Source organism: uncultured Thiothrix sp. (assembly GCF_937876535.1).
Taxonomy (GTDB): domain Bacteria; phylum Pseudomonadota; class Gammaproteobacteria; order Thiotrichales; family Thiotrichaceae; genus Thiolinea.
In genome coordinates this window covers 204,769-228,595 of the sequence record NZ_CALFHZ010000013.1, presented here as the reverse complement: position 1 = coordinate 228,595, position 23,827 = coordinate 204,769, and the positions used below count along the sequence as shown (strand labels likewise).

Here is a 23,827-nt window from a genome sequence, read left to right as displayed (position 1 = left end):
AACATCATGTTGAGAGGTTTCCGAAAAGTGCATTCTGGCACACACTCCCAGCGGAATATTACAGTTTTCTTAAATAGACACTTGGTATATTCTTGCGCGCTTAGTAAGAGTTTTGTTGGTTTTGGTTTTTTTTAAATTTAGTGTTGAGGGCAAGTGATGGCTCATAGTGCAGTAGTCTCTTCGGAGCAATATAACTATGAAATCGTGAAGAAATTCGCGATTGCCGCTATTGTCTGGGGTATCGCTGGCATGACAGCCGGGGTGTATATCGCGTCAGAATTGGCTTGGCCATTTTTGAATTTCGATATCGCTCAGATCACCTTTGGACGGTTGCGGCCGGTGCATACAAGCGGTGTTATCTTCGGCTTCGGCGGTAATGCTTTGTTTGCAACGTCCTATTACATTGTACAGCGTACCTGTCAAACTCGTTTAGCAGGCGGAACCTTTTGGCCGAATTTCACCTTCTGGGGTTGGAATTTATGTATAGCTATTGCTGGTACAGGCTATTTATTTGGTATTTCACAAGGCCGTGAGTATGCTGAGCCAGAGTGGTATATTGATCTTGCTATCGCAGTAGTCTGGGTAGTTTACTTCCTGATTTATACTGTCACTTTAGTCCGTCGGAACCAGCCACATATTTATGTTGCTAACTGGTTCTTCATGTCCTTTATTTTAGCGACGGCTTTACTGCACATCTTCAATAACTTGGCGATGCCAGTTAGCTTATTGGGTGTTAAATCGTATAGCTTATTCTCAGGCGTACAAGACGCAATGACCCAGTGGTGGTATGGACATAATGCAGTTGGCTTCTTCTTAACAGCGGCCTTCTTAGGCATGATGTACTACTTCGTACCTAAGCAAGCAGGTCGTCCGGTTTATTCATATCGTTTATCGATCGTACACTTCTGGGCATTGAGTTTCATGTACATGTGGGTAGGTACTCACCATTTACACTGGACTGCAATCCCTGATTGGACTTCTTCTTTAGCAGCAGTGTTCTCTATTCTGTTATTGATGCCATCTTGGGGTGGGATGATCAATGGCATTATGACTCTGTCAGGTGCTTGGGACAAACTGCGTACTGACCCCATCATGATGTTCTTGATCACTTCATTATCTTTCTACGGTATGTCTACCTTTGAAGGTCCAATGATGTCACTGAAGAGTGTAAACGCACTTTCTCACTATACTGACTGGACTGTTGGTCATGTGCATTCAGGTGCTTTAGGTTGGGTTGCGATGGTATCGATTGGTTCGTTCTATCACATGATTCCACGTCTATGGAACACCACTATTTATAGTAGCAAGTTGATTTATACTCACTTCTTCTTAGCCACTATCGGTGTCATTCTCTATATCACTGCTTTGTGGGTATCCGGTATCGGTCAAGGTTTAATGTTACGTGCTTTCGATGAGTACGGTAACTTAGCTTATACCTTCGTAGAAACCGTAACCTTCATGCATGGCCCTCTGGTTGCACGTGCTATCGGTGGTATGTTCTTCGTGTCTGGTATGTTAGTCATGGCTTATAACGTCTATATGACTATTACACGTGCTAAACAAGAAGAGAAAACACCAGTCATTGCTGTTGCACAGGCCTAAGGAGAGGGAAGGATGTTAAAACACGAAAGTATTGAAACCAACTCGGGCTTGTTGATCGTTCTCACTTTAGTGGCGATTGGTATCGGTGGTTTGGTTGAAATCGTACCTTTGCATTACATTGATAGTACGATTGAAGATGTAAAAGACCCGCAAACTGGCGTGGAAATGGTTCGCCCCTACTCACCGTTAGAATTGCGTGGTCGGGACATTTATATTCGTGAGGGCTGCTACACTTGCCACTCACAAATGATTCGTCCTTTCCGTGATGAGGATTTACGCTATGGTCACTATTCTCTGGCAGCAGAGTCTAAATATGATCATCCCTTCCAATGGGGTTCTAAGCGGACAGGTCCAGACTTAGCGCGCGTTGGTGGCAAATACTCAAATGCATGGCATACCCAGCATTTAACAGCGCCACGTTCAGTAGTGCCTGAGTCAATCATGCCTAATTATCCTTGGTTAATGCAAACTGAGTTGGACTACTCGGATGTAGGCGCTCGGATGGCAGCGCTGAAAAAAGTAGGTGTACCTTATACTCTAACTAAAGATGAGTATGCAGGTTGGACAGATGAGAAAGGTCAAAAGCATCCAGGTACAGTAGAGCGTTTTGGTGAGAAAGTTGCCAATACCTTAGACATCAATCGTGCTGAAGATAACTTATTAGCCCAAGCTAAGGCTGGTAACTACGATGGCGATCCCTCTTCTATTAGTGAGATGGATGCTTTAGTCGCTTACTTACAAGTTTTAGGGACAATGGTTGATTTCAGTAAGTTTGACGAAGACTACTTTATCCAGTTCCGTTGATCTGGCCCATAGAGATTGTGTGATACTGACTGGTTAGGAGAACTAATGATGCTAGCAGATTTGTGGATGTGGATTACCGATTTAGGTAATAGCAAAATGGTGGCTTTAGTGATTTTCTTCACCACATTTGTTGGTATTGTGCTGTATGTCTATTCGAATAAAGCCCGTAGCGAGCGCCTTGAGTCGTATCGCTATGTGCCTTTCTTGGATGATGATGAGCATAAACCACAAGCAGGATCACCAAAGCAAGGTGAGAAATAAATTATGGCAACTCCTGTAAAAGATCCTTTGACTGGGGCCGAAACCACCGGACACGTGTGGGATGAAACCCTACAAGAATTTAATAACCCCTTACCTCGTTGGTGGTTATGGACTTTCTATGCAACGATAATATTTGCGTTGGTGTATTGGTTCACTTATCCATCTTGGCCGATTGGTAGCACTTATACCAAGGGTTTCAGCAGTATCACTTATAAAACGGATGCTGGCGAAACGAAAACTACGCATTGGAATATGCGTGCGCTTCTTGCACAAGATATGCAAACAGGCGAGCAAGCACTGAAGCAAAAGGCTTATTTAGAGAAAGTTTCAGCAGCTTCTTATGAGCAAATTGCCCAAGACCCTGACATGAGTGCCTTCGTGCGTTCTTATGGCAATGGTATTTTCGGTGATAAATGCGCTGCTTGTCACCAAGCAGGCGGCCAAGGCGTTGCAGGTTTATTCCCAACCCTAGTTGATGATGACTGGTTATGGGGTGGTAATGTTGAGCAAATCCACCAAACAATCGTAGGCGGTCGTAATGGTTATATGCCTGCTTTCAATACCACTTTAAATCCAGAGCAAGTTGATGAAGTGGCTAACTATGTTCTGAGTTTATCAGGTATTGAGCACAATGCTGATGCGGCTGCTAAAGGCCAGAAGATTTTCAACGGTTATGCAGGTGGTTGCTATCAATGCCACACTACTGCGGGTAAAGGTTTAACTTCACAAGGTTCTGCTAATTTAACCGATAAAATCTGGACAGTTGCTGATACCACTGCTGAGGAAACACCAGCTGAGCGTTTGAAGTTAGTGAAAAACGTAATCACTAATGGGATTCAACGTCAAATGCCAGTGTTTGGTGCGAAATTAAGCGAAACTGAAATTAAAGTTTTAGTTGCGTACTTAAAGCAAATGTCTACTACTCAACAGCAGTAAACTCTTGTTGTCCTCCTCTACTCAATGTAGAGGAGGATCTCTCTACAACCCTCATTCGTTTTTCCTAAGTATCTTCCAAGTTTATTGTCAAGCTCTTCAAAGCTTTGCTACACTCTTTCCGCGCTCTCGGGGTGTCCAGTTGGACTGAGATGCTGTTACAGCGAACCCGTAGAACCTGATCCGGCTCATACCGGCGTAGGGAAGAGAAGTGTCTTCTACCATATCCCCTGTGCCGTTGTGTTCCTTAGTAACTGACTAAAGGTACTCAACATGAAAAAGTCCTACTTTCTATCCCTGTTAACCCTGCTAAGTCTAGGCTCTGTTCAAGCAGCCGATAAACCTGTCCTAACCGTTTATACCTATGATTCGTTTGTAACTGAATGGGGGTCTGGCCCTAAACTTGAAGCTGCTTTTGAGAAAATTTGCAATTGTGATTTAAAACTCGTTGCAGTTGAGGATGGGGTGAGCATCCTTAATCGCTTGAAGGTAGAAGGTGATAAGGCTAAAGCTGATGTGATTTTGGGGATTGATGATGGTTTGATGGAGGAAGCACGGGCTACTAAGCTAATTGCTGAACATGGTCAAACCTTAGATAAATTATCAGCTAACCTGAAATGGGAAGACAAAGACTTTCTACCTTATGATTACGGCTATTTCGCTTTTATTTATGACAGCAGCAAAATTGCTAAACCGGTTAGCTCTTTAAAAGAGTTAGTTGAATCGGATGCAAAGATTATCTACCAAGACCCACGCACGAGCACACCTGGGCAAGGTTTGATGCTATGGATGAAAGCCGTTTATGGTGAGCAAACAACGCCCGCTTGGCAACAATTAGCTAAGCATACCGTGACAGTAACTAAAGGCTGGTGGGAAGCTTACAGCATGTTTTTAGAGGGTGGCGCAGATTATGTACTCAGCTATAACACTTCACCTGCTTATCATGTGATTTCTGATCAGAAAGAGCAGTATAAAGCTGCACTGTTTAGTGAGGGCCATGTCGCTCAAGTTGAATTAGCCGCTCTACTCAAAGCTAGCCAGCAACCTGAGCTAGGCAAACAGTTTTTAAGTTTCCTGATCTCTCCAGAGGCTCAAGGCATTATTCCTGTTACGAATTGGATGTTGCCAGTGGTGGATGGCGTTGAATTGCCACCGGTATTTAGTCAGTTGATCCAGCCGCAGCGGATCGGTTTTACACCAACTGAAATTGCCGAAAAACGCGCCGATTGGATCAAAGAGTGGCGCAGCGCAGCGTCCAAATAATTGGCTATCTAGCGCTGAGTTGCTTGATGCTAGTGACTGCTTGGGCTTTTTATGGCCTAGGCAGTCTTGCCGAAGGGCGTTTATCTTGGACGGTTTTCACTGATCCTTATATCCATCGTATTTTAGGATTTTCCCTCAAACAAGCGGCTTTAAGTGCAACTATCGCGGTTTTATTAGCCTTGCCAGTGGCGCGTGCCCTTTATTATTTACCTGAGTTAGTAGGTAAATCTACCTTCCTAGCTTTGTGTTTGCTCTGTTTTGTCCTGCCTACCTTGGTTCTTATTACAGGCTTAGTCGCCTTGCTGGGCAGCTCCGGTTGGTTGACACCCTATCTAGGTAAATCATGGAGTCTGTATGGAATGCAAGGTATTTTACTAGCGCATTTATTCTTAAATTCGCCTTTTGCGATTCGTGCCTTTTACCTACAGTTGCAAGCTTTGCCGGCGAGTTCATGGCTATTAGCGCGCCAATTAAAGCTAAGTAGTTGGCAACAATGGACTTTACTAGAATGGCCACAATTACGTGCACGCTTACTCACAGTCTGGGTCTTTATCTTTGTGCTGTGTTTTAATAGCTTTGCAGTGGTTTTATCTTTGGGGGGCGGGCCACAAGCTACAACGTTGGAAGTCGCCATTTATCAAGCGCTTAAATATGATTTTAATATTCCGGAAGCTTTGAGTTTAGCGTGGTTGCAACTGTTGATTGCAGGTAGTTTATATCTGCTAATGACTCGTTTTGGTTCTAGCGGGTGGTTGTCAGCTGATACGGCAAAACTACAGTTTTTACCTATTCCGCCGCGCTGGCAGGCGCGTTTACATCAGTTAAGCTATTACTTAGCTTGGGTCGTTTTATTATTGCCGTTACTGGCTTTGATCCCTAACTTATTGCAGATTAATGCTGAGCGCTTCAGTAAGCTTACTATCATGAAACCTTTATTGACGACGCTCAGCTTAGGGGTGACGGCTGCGGGTTTAGCAGTTTTACTTGCCCTTTTAATCCTCAGCCCCATTCGTAAAGCACGGCTTGAATATCAGACCCGTAAGCAATGGTTATTAGATGGGCTAGCGAATCATCATTTAGTAATGCCCGCAATGGTGCTATCAGTGGGTTTATATGTTTGGTGTTTAAAGCATCTAAATTTAGAAACTTGGGGTATGGCTTTCGTCGTTCTCGTAAATACTCTCGGGTTAGTACCTTTTGCGATTCAGCAACTAAAACCTCGGTTATTTCAATTTGATGATCAATACCAGCACTTAGCTCAGCAATTAAAACTTAATACCTTAATCTATTGGCACGTGTTATTACCTTGGCTAGCACGGGATTTACAAGCTGCTTTTTTATTATGCTTATTATTAGCTATGGGGGATGTGGCAATATTTTCGATCTTTGCGAATGATAGTTGGATCAGTCTACCTTGGTTAATCTATAGTTATGCGGGTAGTTATCGAATTGTAGAAGCTTCTGTTTTATCTTTTCTATTTTTATTGATTTGTGCTGTCTTAGTTTTTTGGTTAGAAAAAATAAAAAATCAATAAAAAACTATGAACTCTTTTTTAGACTCAGCGTCTATGCTGATAGCTAAGTCAATAACAAGGTTAAAATCATGCAACGTATTTGCTTACTAATAATTTGCTGTTTTCTCATGCCCAGTAGTTTATTTGCCCAAGCTTTAGATGATAAACAAGGGCTATTAAAGCCCATCTCCTTTGAACAACTCGAACAACAACTAAAAACAGAATTAAAGTCACGTATCATTGTGAATGATTATCGACCTATGCCCACGATTCAACCTCCCTCGGTGATGGCTCAGGCTAGCCCAGAGCCCAGAGCGGCTCAAGCTAGACCGAGTATGAGAGCGCGAGCTTCTGCAGGTCAGGTATCTAGTACCAATCTACAAGAACAAGGTGTAGATGAAGCCGATATGGTGAAAACGGATGGTCGTTACTTATATGGTGCTAATCAACAGGGTGGCGGAATTCGCGTGTTTGATACGCAAGCAATCTCAGGTTCGACGCTCAAACAAATTACCACCATTGGCATGCCAGCCAATTCACAATTGCACGGTTTGTATTTAATCCCTAGCAAAAAGCAGTTGGTTGCAGTTACCAGTTCCTATCAAAGCATGCGTCCAATGGGGATGCGATCTAGATATCATGCTTATATGGGTGTTGGGCAAATACAAGTCTTAATTTTTAATACGAGCAATGCAGTTAAGCCGCAATTAATTCGCCAACTCGACATCGAGGGTGGTTTTTTTCAAACTAGAAGAATCAACAATCGCCTGTATTTATTTTTGAATCATTATCTTTCAGGTATGCCTGGGACTTATAAAAGTATTGAAACCAAGCAGCCTTTAACTGAAGCGCAAAAAGAAGTTGAAAAACAGAAAATTAGTGCTGCTATTGATCAATGGAGCGTGAAGGAGTTTTTGCCAAATTATTTTGAAAAGGGCAATAAAGAGGCTAAGCCTTTATTTAAAAATAATTCACTTTATGCAGTTAATCAAAAAGCGGAAGCAGTTTATCAGTTAAGCTCACTGATTAGCTTAGATCTAGATAATCCTAGTCAAGCACCTGAGGCAATTGCATATTTCGGTAATGTTGGCAATTTCTATATGTCAGATAAAGCTGCGTATTTAGTTTCACCGTATGATGCTTTAGTAAAAGTACCGATCAGTTCTATGCAAGGCAATCTGGTGCATAAATTTGCAGTGAGTGGTAAAAGCTTTAATTATCGGGGTTCGGGTGCTTTCTTTGGCACACTCAATTGGAATGAGCTGAGTAGTTTTCAATTTGATGAAGACCAGCGCGGCAATTTACGGGTGGTGACTTACAATATGGCGCAGACTAATAAACATCCTGATCCTATTACGCGCTCTCCGGTGATTTTAACAGTATTAGCTGAAGCGCCTAAGGCTAAACAGCTAGTAACGGTCGGTCGCTTGCCGAATGCTAAATATCCACAAGCAATTGGCAAACCCGGTGAACGCTTGTATGGCGCACGTTTGTTTAACAATTATGCTTATTTTGTCACTTTCCGTAACACCGACCCACTTTATGTGGTGGATTTACGTGATCCACGGGATCCTAAAGTGACAGGTGAATTAGTCATACCCGGCTTTTCAGATTATTTGCATCCCGTCACTCCTAACCTACTTTTAGGTGTAGGCAAAGTGGCTGATGCTCAAGCTGGTGGTGCTCAACAAGGCTGGAAACTATCGTTGTTTGATATTAGTAATCCTAATCGCCCGCAAGAAGTCGATAAACTGGAGTTGGGTGGTTCTGGTTCCAATAGCCCCGCCAATCGTAATCATCATGCGATTACTTCCCTAGCGATCAATAACAATACGCTCACTCGTGTAGCCTTGCCAGTTATGGTTTCTGACCCAAATACTGCGACCATCAAAAATGGTTTACATCGTTTTGAAGTCACTCATGCGCAGCGCAAACTGAAGCATTTGGGTGGATTTTCAGTGAATCCGGCTAAAGATTGGTATTGGGATGAGAATGATCGCAGCATTCTGATTGATAATACCGTGTATTATTTCCACAATGGTAATTTCTATGCGAGTGCTTGGGCTGCAAAATAATTCATGTTAGTGATTCAAAATCTGTTATTGCGTCGCGGCTCTTGGCAGCGGCGTTATGACTTACAAGTAGAACCCAGTTCTATTGTCACCATTCAAGGCCGCAGCGGAGCAGGGAAGTCAGCCCTATTGGCTGCGATTGCTGGTTTTGAATCAGTCGTTGACGGTGACATTCAATGGCAAGGTCAATCTTTGTTACCCTTGGCGATTGAGCAGCGTCCAGTCAGTATGTTGTTTCAAGAGCATAATCTATTTGAGCATTTGAGCATCGCACAGAATTTAAAATTAGGTTTAAAGTTTAGCTCTGAGGCAGCCAGACAAACCGCCATTCAAGCTGCTGCAGAACGCCTAGAAATCTCAGCTTATTTACGCAAAAGACCCAGTGAGTTATCGGGTGGTCAACGCCAACGAGTCGCTTTACTCCGTACTCTATTACGTCCAGAACCCATTATTTTACTCGATGAGCCTTTTGCTGAATTAGATGCGTATACCCGTGAACTGGCGGCTTGGTGGGTGAGAGAGACGGCTAAAGCTGTGCAAAAAACCGTGCTGTTGGTGACTCATCAACATGAAGATGTCGAGCGTTTAGCCGATCAGAATCTTATTTTTGAGTAGCTCCTAAGTTTTGCAAATAGCGCACAGCACCTAAACCCGCTTGCTTACCCGTTGCCAAACAAGCGGTGAGTAAATAGCCACCTGTAGGGGCTTCCCAATCGAGCATTTCGCCTGCACAGAACACGCCCGCTAAGCCTTTAAGCATTAAATCGGGGGTAAGTGCTGCAAACTCGATCCCGCCAGCGGTACTAATCGCTTCATCTAAAGGTGTTATCCCACTGATGGAAATAGGTAGATTTTTTAAGAGCTGAGCGAGGTAATCTGCGGTTGGAGCTTGGGTTCTATCGAGTTTCTCAAAAACTAAAGCTGTTTTAATCGTATCGAGTTTCAGTTGGGTTTTTAAAAAACTGCCAAGGGTTTTTTTCGATGAGCGTTTTGCTAGGATGCCTGCTAATTGAACTTGGGTTTGATGCGGGCACAAATCTAAATAAAAACTAGCACTGCCGCGTTGTTCTAGGCAATCACGCAAACGAGCAGCGAAAGCATAAATTAAACTGCCCTCAACACCTTGCTCGGTAATAATGAATTCACCTTGACGGGTCTCAAGATTTCCTGCTAAATCCGTGAAACTTAAGCTGACTGGTTTAACAGGTGAACCAGCCAAAGATTTTAGATAATCACTCCAAGCACAGAGAAAACCATTATTGGCAGGGCGCAAGGGGTTAATAGGAATCTGTTGCTTACCTAACCAGTCTACCCAAGCACCATCACTCCCTAGTTTTTTCCAACTAGCGCCGCCTAAAGCAAGTACAGTCACTGGGTATTGTTTAGCGATAAGGCCAGTTGGCGTTTGAAACAGCCATTCCTGAGTAGGGCTTAAGCCTAAACAGCGATGACGTGGGTAGAGATTTAAACCCTGAGTTTTTAAACGACTCAGCCAAGCACGCAGCAGTGGGGCAGCTTTCATTTCTTTGGGGAAGATTCGGCCTGAGCTGCCAATAAAAGTTTCCACTCCCAAATCATTACACCATTGGCGTAAAGCTTCTGGGCTAAAGGCTTGTAAATAAGGTTCAAGCTCCGTAGCCCGCTCGGCATAACGAGCAATGAAGCTTGCGAAATCTTCAGAATGCGTGAGGTTTAAGCCACCAATGCCAGCCAGTAGAAATTTACGCCCAACTGAAGGCATAGCGTCATATAAATCAACTGCAAACCCTGCTTGAGTCAGTTGCTCCGCCGCCATTAAACCCGCAGGGCCACCACCGATCACAGCAGCCATCGGTTGATTATTCATACTGCGTCCACTCGTTGTGAGCGCAACCAAGCAGGTACACGCTCATCCAGCCAATAGCTTAATTTCCACGGTACACGCCCGCTAATAAAGCCGACATGCCCACCGTGTTCGGTGATTTCTAAACTGACATTAGGACTAGTTTGTTCTGCACTCGGGACGATACTTGGGCGCATAAACGGATCATCAAGGGCATGAATAATGAGAGTAGGCGTTTGAATCTTGCCTAAGAACCGCGCACTGCTAGAGCGCTGGTAATAATCGGCAGCATTCGCAAAACCATTTAAAGGTGCAGTTACTTGATCATCAAATTGATAGATAGTGCTGAGGGCAGTTAAATCAATTGGTGTTGGCTCGGGTAGGCTTTGAAATTTAGTGCGATAAGAATTTTTCAGTTGTTTTAAGAGATATTGCCCATACACGCGCGCAAAGCCATGTTCAAGTTTTTTAGCACAGACAGCGAGTTGAAAAGGCGTGGAAATAGCCACTGCTGCGTTTAAACCAGAATTGGCTCCGGTTTCACCTAAATATTTAAGCAGCAAGTTCGCACTTAAAGACACACCAATGGCTGCTGCTGGCATTTGTCCACGTGCTTTCAACTGTGCTAAGACTTCAGCTAAATCGGCTGAAGCGCCCGAATGATAACTTTTGGCTAAGCGATTCGGCTCAAGGCCGCGTCCACGTAGCAGCATAAAAACTACACTGAAACCCGCTTGGTGTAAGGCTTGTACCAAAGTAGAGGCATAATGTGAGTTTAAAGAGCCTTCTAAACCATGCATCATCAGCACTAAAGGCGCTTGTGGACGTGGATACCAAGCTAGATCAATAAAGTCGCCATCCTTAAGTTCTAGTCGTTCCCAAGTGAGGTCTAGTTGTGGGCGTTTACGTATTAAAGTCGGTAATATAGTTTGCAGATGCGGTGATTTTAACCACCACGGTGCACGATAACTGCTATTAATTCTTTGACCCATAAACGCCGAGGTTCTGCCGCAAAATAAGCACTGCATGATACCATGCGTGCTCTAGAAATCCTCCTCTAAGGTGTCGCCAGTCATGCAGGTTCGTGCTGAACAAATCACTGAACATCTACGCCTAGGTTTAAAACCTGTGTATTTAATTAGTGGCGATGAACCGCTGCAAGTCATGGAAGTCGCCGATGCAGTGCGCACCGCCGCTAAACAGCAAGGCTTTAGCGAGCGGGAAATTCTCAATGTGGATGCGCAATTTGATTGGAGTCTGCTGTTAGCCGCGAGCGAGGCTTTATCTTTATTCTCTGAACAAAAGCTCCTCGATTTACGCCTGACTTCTTGCAAGATTGGTGCTGCAGGTAGCAAGGCCATGCAGCACTATTTAGCGCATCCACCGAGTGATAAAGTCTTGTTGATTCAATGCGGGCGCTTGGATAAAGCGTGCCGCAGTGCAGCTTGGGTGAAAGCAATTGAACACCAAGGTGTACTCGTGCAAGTCTGGGACTTATCTCCACAACAAGCCTTGGCTTGGCTAGCTAAGCGTATGCGGGAGACGGGCTTGAACGCGAGTGAAGCTGCCGTGCGCTATTTAAGTGAGCATGTCGAGGGTAATTTATTGGCGGCAGTGCAGGAAATTAATAAATTAAAACTACTGTATGACCAAGAACTCATCAGTGTCGAGCAAATGGCTGCGGCGATTTCAGATAGTTCACGCTTTACAGTATTTGATTTGGCTGATGCTATTCTGGCGCAAGACCTCAAGCGCTTACAGCATATTCTGCAAGTTTTGAAAGAAGAAGATACCGCTTTGCCTTTATTGGTTTGGGCTTTGGGTGATTTACTGCGCCAATTGTACGAGGCTGGTGAAAACCAGCGCCAACAACGTTCTAATCAAGCACTCATTATGCGCTTACCTAAAAATCGACAAGTACCCTTTCAAGCTGCAATTAAACGCATGGAGCGGGCGAATTGGCCGAGTTTATTTAAGCGTCTAGCGGTGTTGGATCAGCATAGTAAAGGCGTGGGCTTAGATGTTTCACGCCATCCGGATCGCTTGTGGGATGGGGTATTTGATATGGCTTTGGCAATGATGGGGCAACGATTATACAGGTGAAAATACGAAAACCCCTAAGATTACACATCAATTGGCAGTAGTTCTTATCATGAGTCATGGATTTCTATTTGATTTTACTAAAAACAAAAGACTTACATTTTCAGATAGGTCTTTTGTGTGTGATTTAATATAGCCATTTTTTTCATAAAGCTGAATATTGCTAACACTTTTACTACCCGTAAATAACTCAAAGCTATTTATATCATCATGCATTTTCTCAATATGTTTTAATAATGCAGTGCCTATGCCTTGTTTTTGAAATGCGGGATCTACAATAAGACGGCCGATTTTACAAACGCCCTTGTCAACTTTAGCTCGAACAGAGCCAACGATTTGATTATTAACAATCGCCTTGAGAATAACTGAGTCTTCAAACTCTTGATGCAATGAATCAAGCGTTTGTGTTAACGCTGGTAAAGACCAGTCATTATAGAGTTTAGCTTCAGATTGATAGGCAAGGACTTGTAGTTTAAGTATTTCTTTTGCGTCTTTTGACTCTGCAGCAAGAATCTCTACCATCTTTTTTCTCTAAAAATGTATTAGGAGGTAATGTATATACCATCTTCGCTGTTATTCCGTCTAGTCTAGGCCGTTGCACTTGTATACCTCTGATACCACCCCCAAAGAGATACCCCACCTTAACTCTACAGAGATAGATAACTTCACTTTAAGTTCAAGCAAATAAGCGTAGACTAATGCAGTCTTGACAGGCTGTGATAGCAATAAGAATGCAGTTCATTACCCAATTTCTTTACCCGTTTTTGCTCTGGTTGCCGAAGGTTAATCGTGAAACCTTAAAAGCGGATTTAGTGGCTGGTTTAACCGGCGCGGTGATTGTGTTACCGCAAGGCGTAGCCTTCGCAACCATTGCGGGTTTGCCACCAGAATATGGCTTGTATACTGCAATGGTGACGCCAATCGTGGCTGCCTTGTTTGGCTCATCTTGGCATTTGATTTCGGGGCCCACCACGGCGATTTCGATTGTGGTGTTTTCAGCAGTGAGTGGACATGCCGAACCAGGCAGTGCCACTTTTATTCAATATACTCTGACTTTGACTTTTCTAGCCGGTGTCTACCAGCTGGCTTTTGCACTGGCGCGTTTGGGTGTCTTGGTTAATTTTGTCTCGCACACGGTAGTGATTGGCTTTACGGCAGGAGCTGCAATTCTGATTGCCACTAGCCAGATGAATCAAGTGTTTGGTGTGACCGTGCCACGTGGTGAATCATTCATGGTTACGTGGTTTGATATTTTCCAGCAGTTGCCCCAGATGAATGTCTATGTGTTTACGGTGGCGATTCTCACGCTGGTGATTGCCTTAGTCTTAAAAACTTGGGTGAAGCGCTTACCGAATCTATTACTGGCTTTAGTGGCAGGTAGTTTCATCGCCTATCTACTCGGTGGCAAAGAAGTCGGTATTAAATTAGTCACGGAAATTCCTGCACATTTACCACCGATCTCTGTGCCTGACTTTTCGCTAGCCACGATTAAACGCTTGGCTCCACAAGCTTTTGCGGTGGCTTTATTAGGTTTAATTGAAGCGGTATCAATCAGCCGAGCGATTGCGTCTAAGTCTCATCAACGGATTGATGGCAATCAGGAGTTTTTTGGGCAAGGTTTATCGAATATCGTGGGTAGTTTCTTCTCAAGTTATGCAGGTTCAGGTTCTTTCACGCGTTCAGGTTTGAATTATACTTCAGGCGCACAAACTCCCTTGTCCGCTATCTTTGCAGCTATTTTACTCGCATTGATTATTCTATTGGTTGCCCCCTTGACCGCTTATTTGCCAATTCCTGCAATGGCGGGTGTGATCATGATGGTAGCGTGGAATTTGGTCGATTTCGGGCATATTAAAAAAATCTTTGAAACCAGCCGTGCTGAAACCAGTATTCTCCTTACCACTTTCTTTGCGACTTTATTTTTAGAGTTGGAATTTGCGATTTATTTAGGCGTATTGCTCTCGCTAATTTTGTTCTTAGCACGTACCTCGATTCCTGATGTAGTCAGCTTAGTACCAACCACCGAAGCTGCGACGGGTAAAAGTATTCTGGTCAATAAATACCGTGATGAACGTTTGCCTGAATGCCCACAATTAAAAGTGGTGCGGATTGATATGTCGGTTTATTTTGGTTCAGCCAATCATATTCAAAATCGCCTGCATTATATGAGTGAGCAGCAAGGTTATAAGCGCATTCTGGTGATTGGTTCAGGAATTAACTTTATTGACCTAACCGGTGCGGAAATGCTTGAGCAGGAGTCAGCACGCCTTAAAGCAGCCGGTGGCGGCCTGTATTTTGCAGGTTTGAAGCGCAAGGTGAATACCTTTATCCATAAAGGGCATTTTGATGAACATATTGGTAGCGCTTTTTTCTTTGAAAATAAACGTGAAGCGATTGAGCAAATCACCCGTACTATTCTGAATCATGATTATTGCCACAACTGTGCTTTGCGCGTTTTCCAAGAATGCCATCAGCCGCCTTTGACACCACCGGAGCCAACTAAGCCTCAGGGTTGATGTACAGAAAATTTTCGACAGCTTTCTAAGCTCAGGCTATGCTTGGCACTGAGTTTAGATCAGCAATAGGAATAAAAATGCGCATTCACGTCATCTTAACCGGCGGCACCATTGATAAGCTTTACAACCCTTTAAAAGGTGAATTGGGTTTCACACAAACGCATATTCCCGCAGCCTTAGAGCAAGGTCGTTGCGGAGTCGATTTAGAAGTTCAACAGCTGGGTTTGAAAGATAGTCTCGACATGACCGAGGAAGATCGGGCACAAATTTTAGAGGCTTGTCGTAATAGCGCACATCAGCATATCGTTATCACGCATGGCACGGACACGATGGCAGAAACCGCACGCTATTTAATTGCGGCTAACCCTAATAAAACTATTGTCCTCACGGGGGCAATGATTCCCTTGAGTGTGCATGGTTCAGATGGCTTATTTAATCTAGGTTCAGCTTTAGTCGCGGCACAAATCATGCCTGTAGGTGTTTATATTGCTATGAATGGGCGCGTGTTTAATGGCGCGCAAGTGACCAAAAATCGCAGTTTAGGGGTATTTGAAGCTTTACATTAAGGGCGGACTCACCCCAAATCGCCTAAGCTTTAGGCTTAGGCATCCACTCATTAAGGCTTATGAATAACAACCAGCGCCGCCCTTTAAAAGTCCGCAGTTTAAGCATTTTCCAAACTTTAGCGCGCAAGCTCAGCCAAACCGCGCTGACACCCAATCAAATTTCGGTTTTTAGCATCGTCTTTGCTGCTTTAGCGGCAGCTTGTTTAGGTATGCTTGCGCAAGCTGGCTCGAATGCTTGGTTTTTGTTAGTTGCAGTCTTTATCCAATTACGTTTGCTCTGCAATCTTTTGGATGGAATGGTGGCCGTTGAAGGTGGTAAAAGCACCAAATCGGGGGAGCTTTTTAATGATATTCCCGACCGCATTGCTGACCCCCTTATTTTAGTCAGCGCCGGTTATGCGACTCAATTGCCGTGGGGTATGGAGTTGGGTTGGGCTGCTGGTTTATTAGCAGTACTCACTGCTTATATTCGTAGTTTAGCGGTCAGTATCGGTGCACCGGCCGATTTTCGTGGGCCGATGGCTAAACAGCAACGCATGGCCGTATTAACGCTAGCTTGTGTGCTGAGTCTATTTGAATCTTTGTTCTGGGCTGAACATTGGCTATTGTTTTATACCTTAGTCCTCATTGTGCTGGGCGCTATCTGGACAGCAGTGCGTCGCACTGTAGCTGCTTACCGTTATTTGGAGGCAGCTTAAATGCTAAATATTCCCAGTCATTCTCTCTATACCATGCTCTTAGTTTTAGGCTTAATGGGCTTAGCCTCTGGGATCCAATATGCCCTAAGGCTTAAACATCCTGAGCGTGATTATGAAGAGCTAAAAAAGCGTATTAACTCATGGTGGTGGATGATTGGCATTTTATTTATTTGCCTTACAGTCAGCACAACCACGGCTATTGTTTTATTTGCCTTTATTAGCTTTTTGGCATTAAAAGAATTCTTTTCAATTGTACCGTTGCGCTTAAATGATCGGCGGGTGGTGTTTTTGGCTTATCTTGCAATTCCACTGCAATACTATTGGGTAGGCGTTGGCTGGTATGGGATGTTTATTATTTTTATTCCAGTCTATGTATTTTTGCTATTACCAGCGCGTATGGTTTTGATTGGTGAAACTAAAGGCTTTATTCAGTCAGCAGGCATTATTCATTGGGCAACCATGCTCACAGTTTATTGTATTAGCCATGTTGCTTATTTACTGGTTTTGCCTGAAAAAAATCCTCAGGCTGGTGGTTTGGGGTTAGTGATTTTTATTTTGTTTATGACCGAGCTGAATGATATTAGTCAATATATTGCTGGTAAATTATTCGGTAAGCATAAGATTATTCCTAAAGTGAGTCCGAATAAAACTTGGGAAGGGTTTATTGGTGGCTTAGCATGTATTAGTTTATTAGCTACACTGATTGCACCTTGGCTCACACCTTTATCCGCTATACAGGGTTTGGGGGCAGGGTTATTGATTAGTTGCGCCGGCTTTATTGGTGATGTGGTAATTTCTTCAGTGAAGCGTGATTTAGCGATTAAAGATAGTGGAACTTTAATTCCTGGACATGGCGGGATTTTAGATCGTTTCGACAGCCTGACTTACACTGCACCCTTGTTTTTCCACTACTGCTATTACTTAGCTTATTAAGTGCTATGATTAAGATGCTATTTTTTGCGCTCTTCATTAAACCGATCGTGTTTATTGTGTTGGGCTTAAATCTACAAGGTTACAAGCAACTGCCTTTAAAAGGCCCTGCAGTGGTGGCAGCCAATCATAATAGTCATTTAGATGTGTTGGTACTGATGAGCCTTTATCCTTTGCGGCGCTTAAAATATATTCGCCCCGTTGCAGCTGCGGATTACTTTTTTCAGAATAAACTCTGGGCTTGGATTGCCACCCGCTGCATCGATATTATTCCAATTCAGCGTTCTGGACAGTCAGCGGAACAGGTTTTGGAGGCTTGCCATCAGGCTTTGGAGGCAGGACAGATCTTGATTCTGTTTCCTGAAGGCAGTCGTGGTCAGCCTGAGCAAATCGGGAAAATTAAAAAGGGGCTATTTTATCTAATGCAACAGCATCCTCAAGTTCCTATCACGCCGGTTTTTATGCGCGGTTTAGGTAAAGCCTTACCACGTGGTGAAGCTTTATTTGTGCCATTTAATTGCGATGTGATTATTAGTGAACCCTTGGGGCTAGCGATCAATTCGCGGGAGTTTGTCATCCACATACGAAAAGTATTTGATGAGTTGAGTCAGCGTTGTTTGGGACAAGGTTTTTAGATTTCAATTAATTAAGAGCATAATCAGCCAAAAACTTAAGCATTGTATCCCAAGCATGTTCTACATTCTGACGTGAACTAATAATATGTCCTTCGCCACCATAGGTGACTAATTTAACTGGCTTATTCTGCAACATAAGGGCAGTGTACATTTGTTGCGCTGGATAGCATCTGACAGTAAAGTCTTGTTCGCCGTGAAGCATGAGGATTGGGGTGTCTATCTTAGGTACTAAAAACAAAGGTGAAGATGCAATATAGTGCTGTGGATCTTCCCAAGGATGGAGAGAGCTTGAGACAGTAACTTGTGCAGTACCGCTGGAGTGTGACTCGCCTACTACCGCCTCGACTTCAACAGCTATATCAAACACGCCATACTCCCCCATCGGGTTATAAATTCCAGCTGAGGCGATACACGCTTTAAATATTTTTAAATAAGCTAGCACACCTGAAGCCGCATAGCCGCCCCAGCTATGTCCGTAAATAAATAATCGGTCTGGATTGATTAAACCTAAACTAGTTGCTTGCTCCAGAGCCATCTCGATGATGCGCGCCAACTCCACCAAAATTCCAGTATCCTGTATTTTGGCTGGATTTAAAGGTAAACCAAGATTCAACACACCATAACCATGAGCAGCAAAGATATGCGGATTGAATATAGGCTGCATATCGCAGTTGTGAGCATAAGTATTTTCATGTGGCCTATATTGTGCACTGGGATAAATGCAGACAACGGTAGCATACCCTGTTGTTGCGTCTGCATTGACTGGGAAAATCATCTCACAATAACTGCGATCATGTTCATTGCCCGCAGTAAAGAATTCGGTTTTGGCTTGTTGTCTATGTTTTAAATGCGTATTAAAGCGAGCTAAAGTTTGAGTGTTTTCAGTGGAAACAGCCAGAATATCATTGCCTGCAAGGTGCGTGTGCAAAGCTATTACTTTAGAGTCAAGCGCTTCATGGGTAACTATCAAAGGTCTGGCATGATCTGGCAGCGTGATAGGTGTAAATTGTTGGGCATCTGCAGTTAAAAAATATTCAAAGCCATCATCGGTAAACTTTTGAATCAAACAGGGGGCTGCTGGGGCAGCCGGTTCAAAGATATAGCGGGATTTATAATAGAGTCGTTTGAGTAAGGCTAAAGAATAAATAATCGTTGCTGCTTTAGGTTCTGTTGTGTCTTCACCTAGAAAGATTAGAGTTTGTTTTACTGTTTGCTTAGCGAATTCATAACGGGCTAGCTGCTTTTGCGGGCAGCCTAGAAAAACTCCTCCGCCACAGTGGAATAAAATTTCAGGTACGCTTGCAAACTCAGTTGAAAGGTTGAAATAGGCTTTACTGACGCTATCAAAGCGAAACCAATCAAACTCATGTGTATGGTTGCTGTCTAACAGACTGGCTGAGAAATAAATCTGGCCTTCAGCTTCGACTAAGATGCTTGCGTATTCGCGAACATCATAAGGAAATAGGGTATCCGTATACGCTTCCCATTCCCCTGATTCATAATCAATTTTCCCCAAACAAGCATAGTGCTCTTCAAGATGGACTAGCCATACCCAGATAGTCGTTGAATTCTTCGACCATAGGACATTCAATAGTTTTGTTTGATAAGGTGCAATCTCCACTCGATGTTTAACGCCTGCCTCACCAATTACGCCTAGACTGAGTGTATTAAAGTAGTCTTCATTTGCTCTTTTAAAGGGGTGAGTCGATTGGCTAGGTACTAGATAGGATGATTTTGAGGGAGAAACCAATACATCAAATTGATACTCATAAGCTGTGCTGTCGATTGACCACAAAACTTGATTAGGTTGGTGAATATCGAAAAGGCTAGTCTCAGTCAATGCATCGGCTAATTCTATGCAAGTTGATGCAGACTCTAGAACAGCTCGATTATCATAAACGCTTGTGGTTTGCTTAGTATTAAATCTCGCTGCATACAATTGTACTAAAGAGCGTTCAGTTGGATTAATAAGTAAATCAAAGCTTTTAGTGGTTTTATCTTTAGCCGATTTGATGAGGAGTTCAGATTCATTCAACCAACGAAAGACTTGTTTCCTATGATGTTGATTAACAGCAGCGACCTTGGCTATTTTAGTGATTTGCTGTGTTACCTTAGACCATATAGCCACAGAGTAGCTGAATTCATACAGTTTAAGGGTGTCAGTGGTTTTCTGATATTCAACTAAAATAAACGCTAAGTAACTTCCTTTAGGACTCCATGAGGGTGCATAAGACTGAACCTGAATAGCAGAGTCGGGTGTATTAGTAACCAGTAGTCTAGCGCTGTTTTCTTTAGTCAAGTCAGCGATATAAATATCGAATTCTTCATGCTGAGCACCATATTCGGTTGTTCCCAACACTGACTGAATAATAGGTCTGCCTATCTCAAAGGCTATTAAATTATTGTCTGCTGAGACCACACAAGCACAATTATCATTGAAAGAATTTAATTCAAGAAGATCAGAAAGAGTGAAGGCTTGCATATTTAATCTTTTTAACCTTAGTCTTATTTAAGGGATCTGCTTTATTAAACGATTAAGGTTTCATAAGCAAGGCTTTGTCAGGCAGCTAAGCATGCTGAAGCCGAGGAAGGTTTGCAAAATCACGATTCTTCGCTAAGCTTCATGTACCTCACCTCAACTATATATGCTTAATGAAAACAATAGGAAAGTGGGTGTTGCTGCTCTTGGTCGTCGTCACCCTAGCAGTCACCTTGGTTGCGTTTTACTACTCTAACTTTAAAAAAACTGAAGCTACCAGTGTAAAGACGCCAACTCCATCTGTAGTCACAGCGCCAAGTTCAACGCAGGCAACTGTGCACAAAGCACCTGAGCCACTGACCGCTGAAATCCCACTGATTCCCCCTGCGCAAGTGCGTCCGCTAATTGGAGTGAATGTGAATGAGCTGCATTATGAGGATGCCAGCTTTCCTTTTGTGGATTTATTTCGTCAGTCTGCGCCTTTCCACGACAATGTGTTAGAGCAAGCCGATGCGGATAAGGTTGAATATGATGCTCAGGGCTGGCCGCTGCGTTTACATGGAGCGACGATTGCTACCAAATTCATTGGCAAGATGCCACCGGCTGCGCTAGTTGAGGGTGATTATGTAGTGCTTTACGATGGAGCGGGGCAGTTAAGTTATGGGCAGGGGGTAGAAACCCTTAGCCAAAGTCCAAACCGCGATGTGATTCGTTTAAAGCCGGGCGAAGATGGCGAGATCAATGCGAGTTTATTGATTACTGCCTTGGATGAAACTGATCCGATTCGGAATATTCGGATTTTACCGCCTGGGGGGATTTGCCAAGATAATCCCTATCAGCGCGTGTTTGCGCAGTCTGAATGTAGTGCGGGGTCTAGTTATTTGCCCTTTGAGCAGTACTACACGAGTATTCGTTTTACGCCGGAGTATCTCAATTATCTCAAGGATTTCAGCACGATTCGCTTTATGGCGATGTCAGGGATTACGCGTAATCCTGAAAGTCATTGGTCAGAGCGCCCGAATCTGCAAGAAGCGACTTGGGGTGGTGGTTACGGTGCACGAGGTGCGCCTCTGGAGATTGAAGTCGATTTAGCCAATCGTATGCAAGCTGATGCTTGGTTTAATCTGCCGCATGCGGCGGATGATGAATACATTCGGAATTTTGCGACTTATGTGCGTGATCATCTCCAGCCACAAGCACAGATTTATGTCGAATACACCAATGAAGTTTGGAATACCTCATTTTCACATAGCGAATACACCCAAAAACAAGGCATTGCCGCTGGTTTTAGCATCAATTCAGTGGAAGCTGGCTATCAGTATTACATTAAGCGTGCCGGTGAGGTTTTCGCGATTTGGGAACAAGTGTTTGGTGGGCGTGAGCGGTTAACACGGGTGATTGGTTCTTGGGATACCCGTCCGGATATTTCCAAAAAGTTTTTAGGCGAATATGGTGGGGCACAAATTGCGGATGCAATGGCGATAGCGCCTTATTTTGGTGGGAATACCAAAGGCTATCGGGAATCGACCACTGTGGATCAAATCTTTGATTTGACTACCGCCAAAGACTCTTTCCGCTCTCTGCCGCAGATTTTAGAGCATGTGCGTGAACAGGCTGAAATCGCCCATCATTATGGCTTAAAACTGATTGCTTATGAGGGCGGGCAAGGTTTGGTCGACTGGGCGACGCGTGAACCGACTCAGCACCCAAATCCTTTATTTTTTGCCGCCAATCGTGATCCGCGGATGGGCGAACTTTATACCGAATTACTCAATGGCTGGAAGGAGGCGGGTGGTGAGCTATTTATGGCGTTTTCTTCACCGCGTACTTGCCAATGGTTTGGTTGTTGGGGTTTAAAAGAACATATTCGCCAGCCGCGTGAAACGGCCTATAAATACAATGCGGTGTTAAATTTTATTGATGCACATCGCGATTGGGTATTGAATTCCGCAACTGCTGAGCATCCAGCCACCCAGCAAACCGCTCTGCTCGAAGCGTTACCCGCTGAGAAAAAGCCGCATAAGCCGGGGGATCCATTAATTGTCTTCCGCCCCGCTAAAGATCCGGAGCGCTATTTTTTCCTCGAAAATCCCCGAACTTTAGATACTTTAATTGCAGGCGAGGATTGGGCGAAGCGTGATTTATTTGGTAAATGGGAAGGGAAGTGGGATGAAAATTATCTGTATTTAGCAGTGCGCGTCTATGATGAATCGATTAAAGCGGATTCTGAGAACCCCGAAGATGATGATTCAGTGGAGTTGTATATTGACGCGGATAATAGCCGGAAAGCGAGCTATGACGGGATTAACGATTATCGTATGACCTTTGCTTGGGGACGTAAGCAAGTGATTCTTGATCCTAAATCACCGCAAACCATTTCCCCTGATTTAAGTTATGACTTGAAAACCACCGCCGATGGCTATGTGCTTGAAGCGAAGATTCCGTGGAAGATGTTGGGCGTGAATATTGGCATTAAAAGCCGGGTCGGGATTGAAGTCGAGGTAAATGATGATGACGATGGTGGAGCGCGCGATAAGAAAATCTCTTGGCTCGCGCGCGAAGATAATGCAATGAATGATCCACGTTTATTTGGGGTGGTGTTAATTAGTGGGCGCTAAGCGGTCAGACTCAGAGTCCATGCTAGCCATGAGAGCGGACGTATAACGCTGGCCTTGTACGGTGGTTTCATTAATTAATTCGTTCAAAGCAGCTACCGTGCTAGAGCTTAATTGAATATCACCCGCACCAGCGTTTTCGAGCAGATAGTCAAGATGCTTAGTGCCCGGAATTGGAATCAAAGTGGCTGCACCTTGCGGGTTCTTTTGCGCTAATACCCAAGCCAAAGCTAGTTGGGCGAGCGTGCAGCCTTGTTGTTTGGCTAATTCAGCGAAGGGTTGGAGTAGCTTGCTGTTGGCTGCAAAGGCTTCTGGCTCAAAGCGTGGACGCGCATTAGTACAACGCACATCGTCTTTAGTTAAATACGTGACATCTTGCGCTTTGCCAGTTAAAAAACCACGACCTAACGGTGAGAAGGGCACAAAGGCCACGCCTAATTCTGCACAAGCGGCTAGTAAGCTGGTTTCTGGGGTGCGTGACCATAAAGAATATTCGGATTGTACTGCGGTGACCGGATGTTCGGCTTGAGCACGGCGTAAGGTCGTGGTGGATATTTCTGATAAGCCTAGACTTCGAATTTTACCGGCGCGAATTAAATCCGCTAAGCCACCAACGCTTTCTTCTACAGGCACCTTTGGATCAAGGCGATGTAAGTAGTACAAATCAATCACCTCAGTTTGTAAGCGCTTGAGGCTGTCTTCGCATTGCTTTTTTAGAACTTCTGGGCGGCCATTAACGACTGGTTTGCCAGTCTCATCTTTACTAAACCCACATTTGCTAGCCAGTACATATTCTTGGCGGCGCTGCTTTAAACTTGCTCCAATTAAGCTTTCATTATGTCCACCGCCATACATAGAGGCTGTGTCCAAAAAGCTATAGCCCGCATCTAAAGCAGCATGCAATAAACCTGCTGATTCCTCATCATCCGCAGGGCCATAACCCATTGAAAAGCTCATACAACCTAAGCCAATCGCTGATACTTGGAAGGGGCCGAGTGTGCGGGTATGCATAGAATC

At 44.0% G+C, this 23,827-nt stretch carries 20 protein-coding genes and 1 riboswitch; of the genes, 15 read left to right on the top strand and 5 right to left on the bottom strand.

Annotated features, from left to right (window positions below):
• Positions 1-156: 156 nt before the first annotated feature.
• The 8 genes from ccoN (at position 157) to Q0230_RS07635 (ending at position 9,064) form a co-directional block, all read left to right on the top strand.
• Positions 157-1,602 (top strand): cytochrome-c oxidase, cbb3-type subunit I, encoded by a 1,446-nt coding sequence (gene ccoN / locus Q0230_RS07670; RefSeq protein ID WP_298609304.1) that lies wholly within the window; start codon positions 157-159, stop codon positions 1,600-1,602.
• Between the two features lie 12 nt (positions 1,603-1,614).
• Positions 1,615-2,406: a cytochrome-c oxidase, cbb3-type subunit II gene (ccoO, locus tag Q0230_RS07665; RefSeq protein WP_298609303.1), complete on the top strand. Its 792-nt coding sequence runs from the start codon at positions 1,615-1,617 to the stop codon at positions 2,404-2,406.
• A gap of 45 nt (positions 2,407-2,451) precedes the next feature.
• A complete protein-coding gene (locus Q0230_RS07660) occupies positions 2,452-2,667 on the top strand; it encodes a cbb3-type cytochrome c oxidase subunit 3 (RefSeq protein WP_298609302.1) in 216 nt (71 codons plus the stop codon).
• 3 nt (positions 2,668-2,670) lie between these two features.
• Complete coding sequence (gene ccoP / locus Q0230_RS07655; RefSeq protein WP_298609301.1) at positions 2,671-3,603, top strand: cytochrome-c oxidase, cbb3-type subunit III; 933 nt, start codon at positions 2,671-2,673, stop codon at positions 3,601-3,603.
• A gap of 117 nt (positions 3,604-3,720) precedes the next feature.
• Positions 3,721-3,822: riboswitch (TPP riboswitch) on the top strand.
• Between the two features lie 51 nt (positions 3,823-3,873).
• Complete coding sequence (gene thiB / locus Q0230_RS07650) at positions 3,874-4,863, top strand: thiamine ABC transporter substrate binding subunit (RefSeq protein ID WP_298609300.1); 990 nt, start codon at positions 3,874-3,876, stop codon at positions 4,861-4,863.
• The gene (locus tag Q0230_RS07645) at positions 4,839-6,398 is read left to right on the top strand and encodes a thiamine/thiamine pyrophosphate ABC transporter permease ThiP (protein WP_298609299.1); all 1,560 of its coding nucleotides are present in this window, start codon (positions 4,839-4,841) and stop codon (positions 6,396-6,398) included. Before thiB ends, Q0230_RS07645 begins: the two co-directional genes overlap by 25 nt.
• A 107-nt stretch (positions 6,399-6,505) precedes the next feature.
• Positions 6,506-8,452: a beta-propeller domain-containing protein gene (locus tag Q0230_RS07640; RefSeq protein ID WP_298609298.1), complete on the top strand. Its 1,947-nt coding sequence runs from the start codon at positions 6,506-6,508 to the stop codon at positions 8,450-8,452.
• Positions 8,453-8,455: 3 nt separating this feature from the next.
• Positions 8,456-9,064: an ATP-binding cassette domain-containing protein gene (locus Q0230_RS07635; protein WP_298609297.1), complete on the top strand. Its 609-nt coding sequence runs from the start codon at positions 8,456-8,458 to the stop codon at positions 9,062-9,064.
• Here the strand turns inward: Q0230_RS07635 and Q0230_RS07630 are convergent.
• Together Q0230_RS07630 and Q0230_RS07625 are read right to left on the bottom strand one after the other, a co-directional pair.
• Positions 9,051-10,295 (bottom strand): TIGR03862 family flavoprotein, encoded by a 1,245-nt coding sequence (locus Q0230_RS07630; RefSeq protein WP_298609296.1) that lies wholly within the window; start codon positions 10,293-10,295, stop codon positions 9,051-9,053. The two genes, Q0230_RS07635 and Q0230_RS07630, sit on opposite strands and share 14 nt — an antisense overlap.
• A complete protein-coding gene (locus Q0230_RS07625; protein WP_298609295.1) occupies positions 10,292-11,263 on the bottom strand; it encodes a hydrolase in 972 nt (323 codons plus the stop codon). The genes Q0230_RS07630 and Q0230_RS07625 overlap by 4 nt, the downstream gene beginning before the upstream one ends.
• 82 nt (positions 11,264-11,345) lie before the next feature.
• Between Q0230_RS07625 and holA the strand changes: the two genes are divergently transcribed.
• Positions 11,346-12,374: a DNA polymerase III subunit delta gene (holA, locus tag Q0230_RS07620; protein ID WP_298609294.1), complete on the top strand. Its 1,029-nt coding sequence runs from the start codon at positions 11,346-11,348 to the stop codon at positions 12,372-12,374.
• A gap of 54 nt (positions 12,375-12,428) precedes the next feature.
• Here holA and Q0230_RS07615 read toward each other — a convergent pair whose 3' ends face one another.
• Positions 12,429-12,893 carry a GNAT family N-acetyltransferase gene (locus Q0230_RS07615; RefSeq protein WP_298609293.1) on the bottom strand — a complete coding sequence of 155 codons (465 nt, stop codon included), beginning with the start codon at positions 12,891-12,893 and terminating at the stop codon, positions 12,429-12,431.
• Between the two features lie 209 nt (positions 12,894-13,102).
• On the opposite strand from Q0230_RS07615, the gene Q0230_RS07610 reads away from it, so the two are divergent.
• The 5 genes from Q0230_RS07610 (at position 13,103) to Q0230_RS07590 (ending at position 17,716) form a co-directional block, all read left to right on the top strand.
• Positions 13,103-14,887, top strand: coding sequence for a SulP family inorganic anion transporter (locus Q0230_RS07610; protein ID WP_298609292.1), 1,785 nt, complete (start codon positions 13,103-13,105; stop codon positions 14,885-14,887).
• Positions 14,888-14,964: 77 nt separating this feature from the next.
• Entirely contained in the window at positions 14,965-15,453 is a 489-nt protein-coding gene (locus tag Q0230_RS07605) for an asparaginase (protein WP_298609291.1), read from the top strand.
• A 59-nt stretch (positions 15,454-15,512) separates the two neighbouring features.
• Positions 15,513-16,151: a CDP-alcohol phosphatidyltransferase family protein gene (locus tag Q0230_RS07600; protein WP_298609290.1), complete on the top strand. Its 639-nt coding sequence runs from the start codon at positions 15,513-15,515 to the stop codon at positions 16,149-16,151.
• On the top strand, positions 16,152-17,084 hold the full coding sequence (locus Q0230_RS07595; RefSeq protein ID WP_298609289.1) for a phosphatidate cytidylyltransferase: 933 nt from the start codon (positions 16,152-16,154) through the stop codon (positions 17,082-17,084).
• Between the two features lie 5 nt (positions 17,085-17,089).
• Positions 17,090-17,716 (top strand): lysophospholipid acyltransferase family protein, encoded by a 627-nt coding sequence (locus Q0230_RS07590; protein WP_298609287.1) that lies wholly within the window; start codon positions 17,090-17,092, stop codon positions 17,714-17,716.
• A 7-nt stretch (positions 17,717-17,723) separates the two neighbouring features.
• Here the strand turns inward: Q0230_RS07590 and Q0230_RS07585 are convergent, their stop codons facing one another.
• Positions 17,724-20,198: a prolyl oligopeptidase family serine peptidase gene (locus Q0230_RS07585; RefSeq protein ID WP_298609285.1), complete on the bottom strand. Its 2,475-nt coding sequence runs from the start codon at positions 20,196-20,198 to the stop codon at positions 17,724-17,726.
• 191 nt (positions 20,199-20,389) lie between these two features.
• Between Q0230_RS07585 and Q0230_RS07580 the strand changes: the two genes are divergently transcribed.
• Positions 20,390-22,813 (top strand): sugar-binding protein, encoded by a 2,424-nt coding sequence (locus tag Q0230_RS07580; RefSeq protein ID WP_298609283.1) that lies wholly within the window; start codon positions 20,390-20,392, stop codon positions 22,811-22,813.
• On the opposite strand, the gene Q0230_RS07575 is transcribed toward Q0230_RS07580, so the two are convergent.
• Entirely contained in the window at positions 22,796-23,821 is a 1,026-nt protein-coding gene (locus Q0230_RS07575) for an aldo/keto reductase (protein ID WP_298609282.1), read from the bottom strand. The genes Q0230_RS07580 and Q0230_RS07575 overlap by 18 nt on opposite strands.
• Positions 23,822-23,827: the final 6 nt, after the last annotated feature.

What these genes read in the sequence shown, in the direction of transcription:
- ccoN (WP_298609304.1), top strand. Translation starts at nt 157, where the DNA reads ATGGCTCATAGTGCAGTAGTCTCTTCGGAGCAATATAACTATGAAATC.
- ccoO (WP_298609303.1), top strand. Translation starts at nt 1,615, where the DNA reads ATGTTAAAACACGAAAGTATTGAAACCAACTCGGGCTTGTTGATCGTT.
- Q0230_RS07660 (WP_298609302.1), top strand. Translation starts at nt 2,452, where the DNA reads ATGATGCTAGCAGATTTGTGGATGTGGATTACCGATTTAGGTAATAGC.
- ccoP (WP_298609301.1), top strand. Translation starts at nt 2,671, where the DNA reads ATGGCAACTCCTGTAAAAGATCCTTTGACTGGGGCCGAAACCACCGGA.
- thiB (WP_298609300.1), top strand. Translation starts at nt 3,874, where the DNA reads ATGAAAAAGTCCTACTTTCTATCCCTGTTAACCCTGCTAAGTCTAGGC.
- Q0230_RS07640 (WP_298609298.1), top strand. Translation starts at nt 6,506, where the DNA reads ATGCCCAGTAGTTTATTTGCCCAAGCTTTAGATGATAAACAAGGGCTA.
- Q0230_RS07635 (WP_298609297.1), top strand. Translation starts at nt 8,456, where the DNA reads ATGTTAGTGATTCAAAATCTGTTATTGCGTCGCGGCTCTTGGCAGCGG.
- Q0230_RS07630 (WP_298609296.1), bottom strand. Translation starts at nt 10,295, where the DNA reads ATGAATAATCAACCGATGGCTGCTGTGATCGGTGGTGGCCCTGCGGGT.
- Q0230_RS07625 (WP_298609295.1), bottom strand. Translation starts at nt 11,263, where the DNA reads ATGGGTCAAAGAATTAATAGCAGTTATCGTGCACCGTGGTGGTTAAAA.
- holA (WP_298609294.1), top strand. Translation starts at nt 11,346, where the DNA reads ATGCAGGTTCGTGCTGAACAAATCACTGAACATCTACGCCTAGGTTTA.
- Q0230_RS07615 (WP_298609293.1), bottom strand. Translation starts at nt 12,893, where the DNA reads ATGGTAGAGATTCTTGCTGCAGAGTCAAAAGACGCAAAAGAAATACTT.
- Q0230_RS07610 (WP_298609292.1), top strand. Translation starts at nt 13,103, where the DNA reads ATGCAGTTCATTACCCAATTTCTTTACCCGTTTTTGCTCTGGTTGCCG.
- Q0230_RS07605 (WP_298609291.1), top strand. Translation starts at nt 14,965, where the DNA reads ATGCGCATTCACGTCATCTTAACCGGCGGCACCATTGATAAGCTTTAC.
- Q0230_RS07600 (WP_298609290.1), top strand. Translation starts at nt 15,513, where the DNA reads ATGAATAACAACCAGCGCCGCCCTTTAAAAGTCCGCAGTTTAAGCATT.
- Q0230_RS07595 (WP_298609289.1), top strand. Translation starts at nt 16,152, where the DNA reads ATGCTAAATATTCCCAGTCATTCTCTCTATACCATGCTCTTAGTTTTA.
- Q0230_RS07590 (WP_298609287.1), top strand. Translation starts at nt 17,090, where the DNA reads ATGATTAAGATGCTATTTTTTGCGCTCTTCATTAAACCGATCGTGTTT.
- Q0230_RS07585 (WP_298609285.1), bottom strand. Translation starts at nt 20,198, where the DNA reads ATGCAAGCCTTCACTCTTTCTGATCTTCTTGAATTAAATTCTTTCAAT.
- Q0230_RS07575 (WP_298609282.1), bottom strand. Translation starts at nt 23,821, where the DNA reads ATGCATACCCGCACACTCGGCCCCTTCCAAGTATCAGCGATTGGCTTA.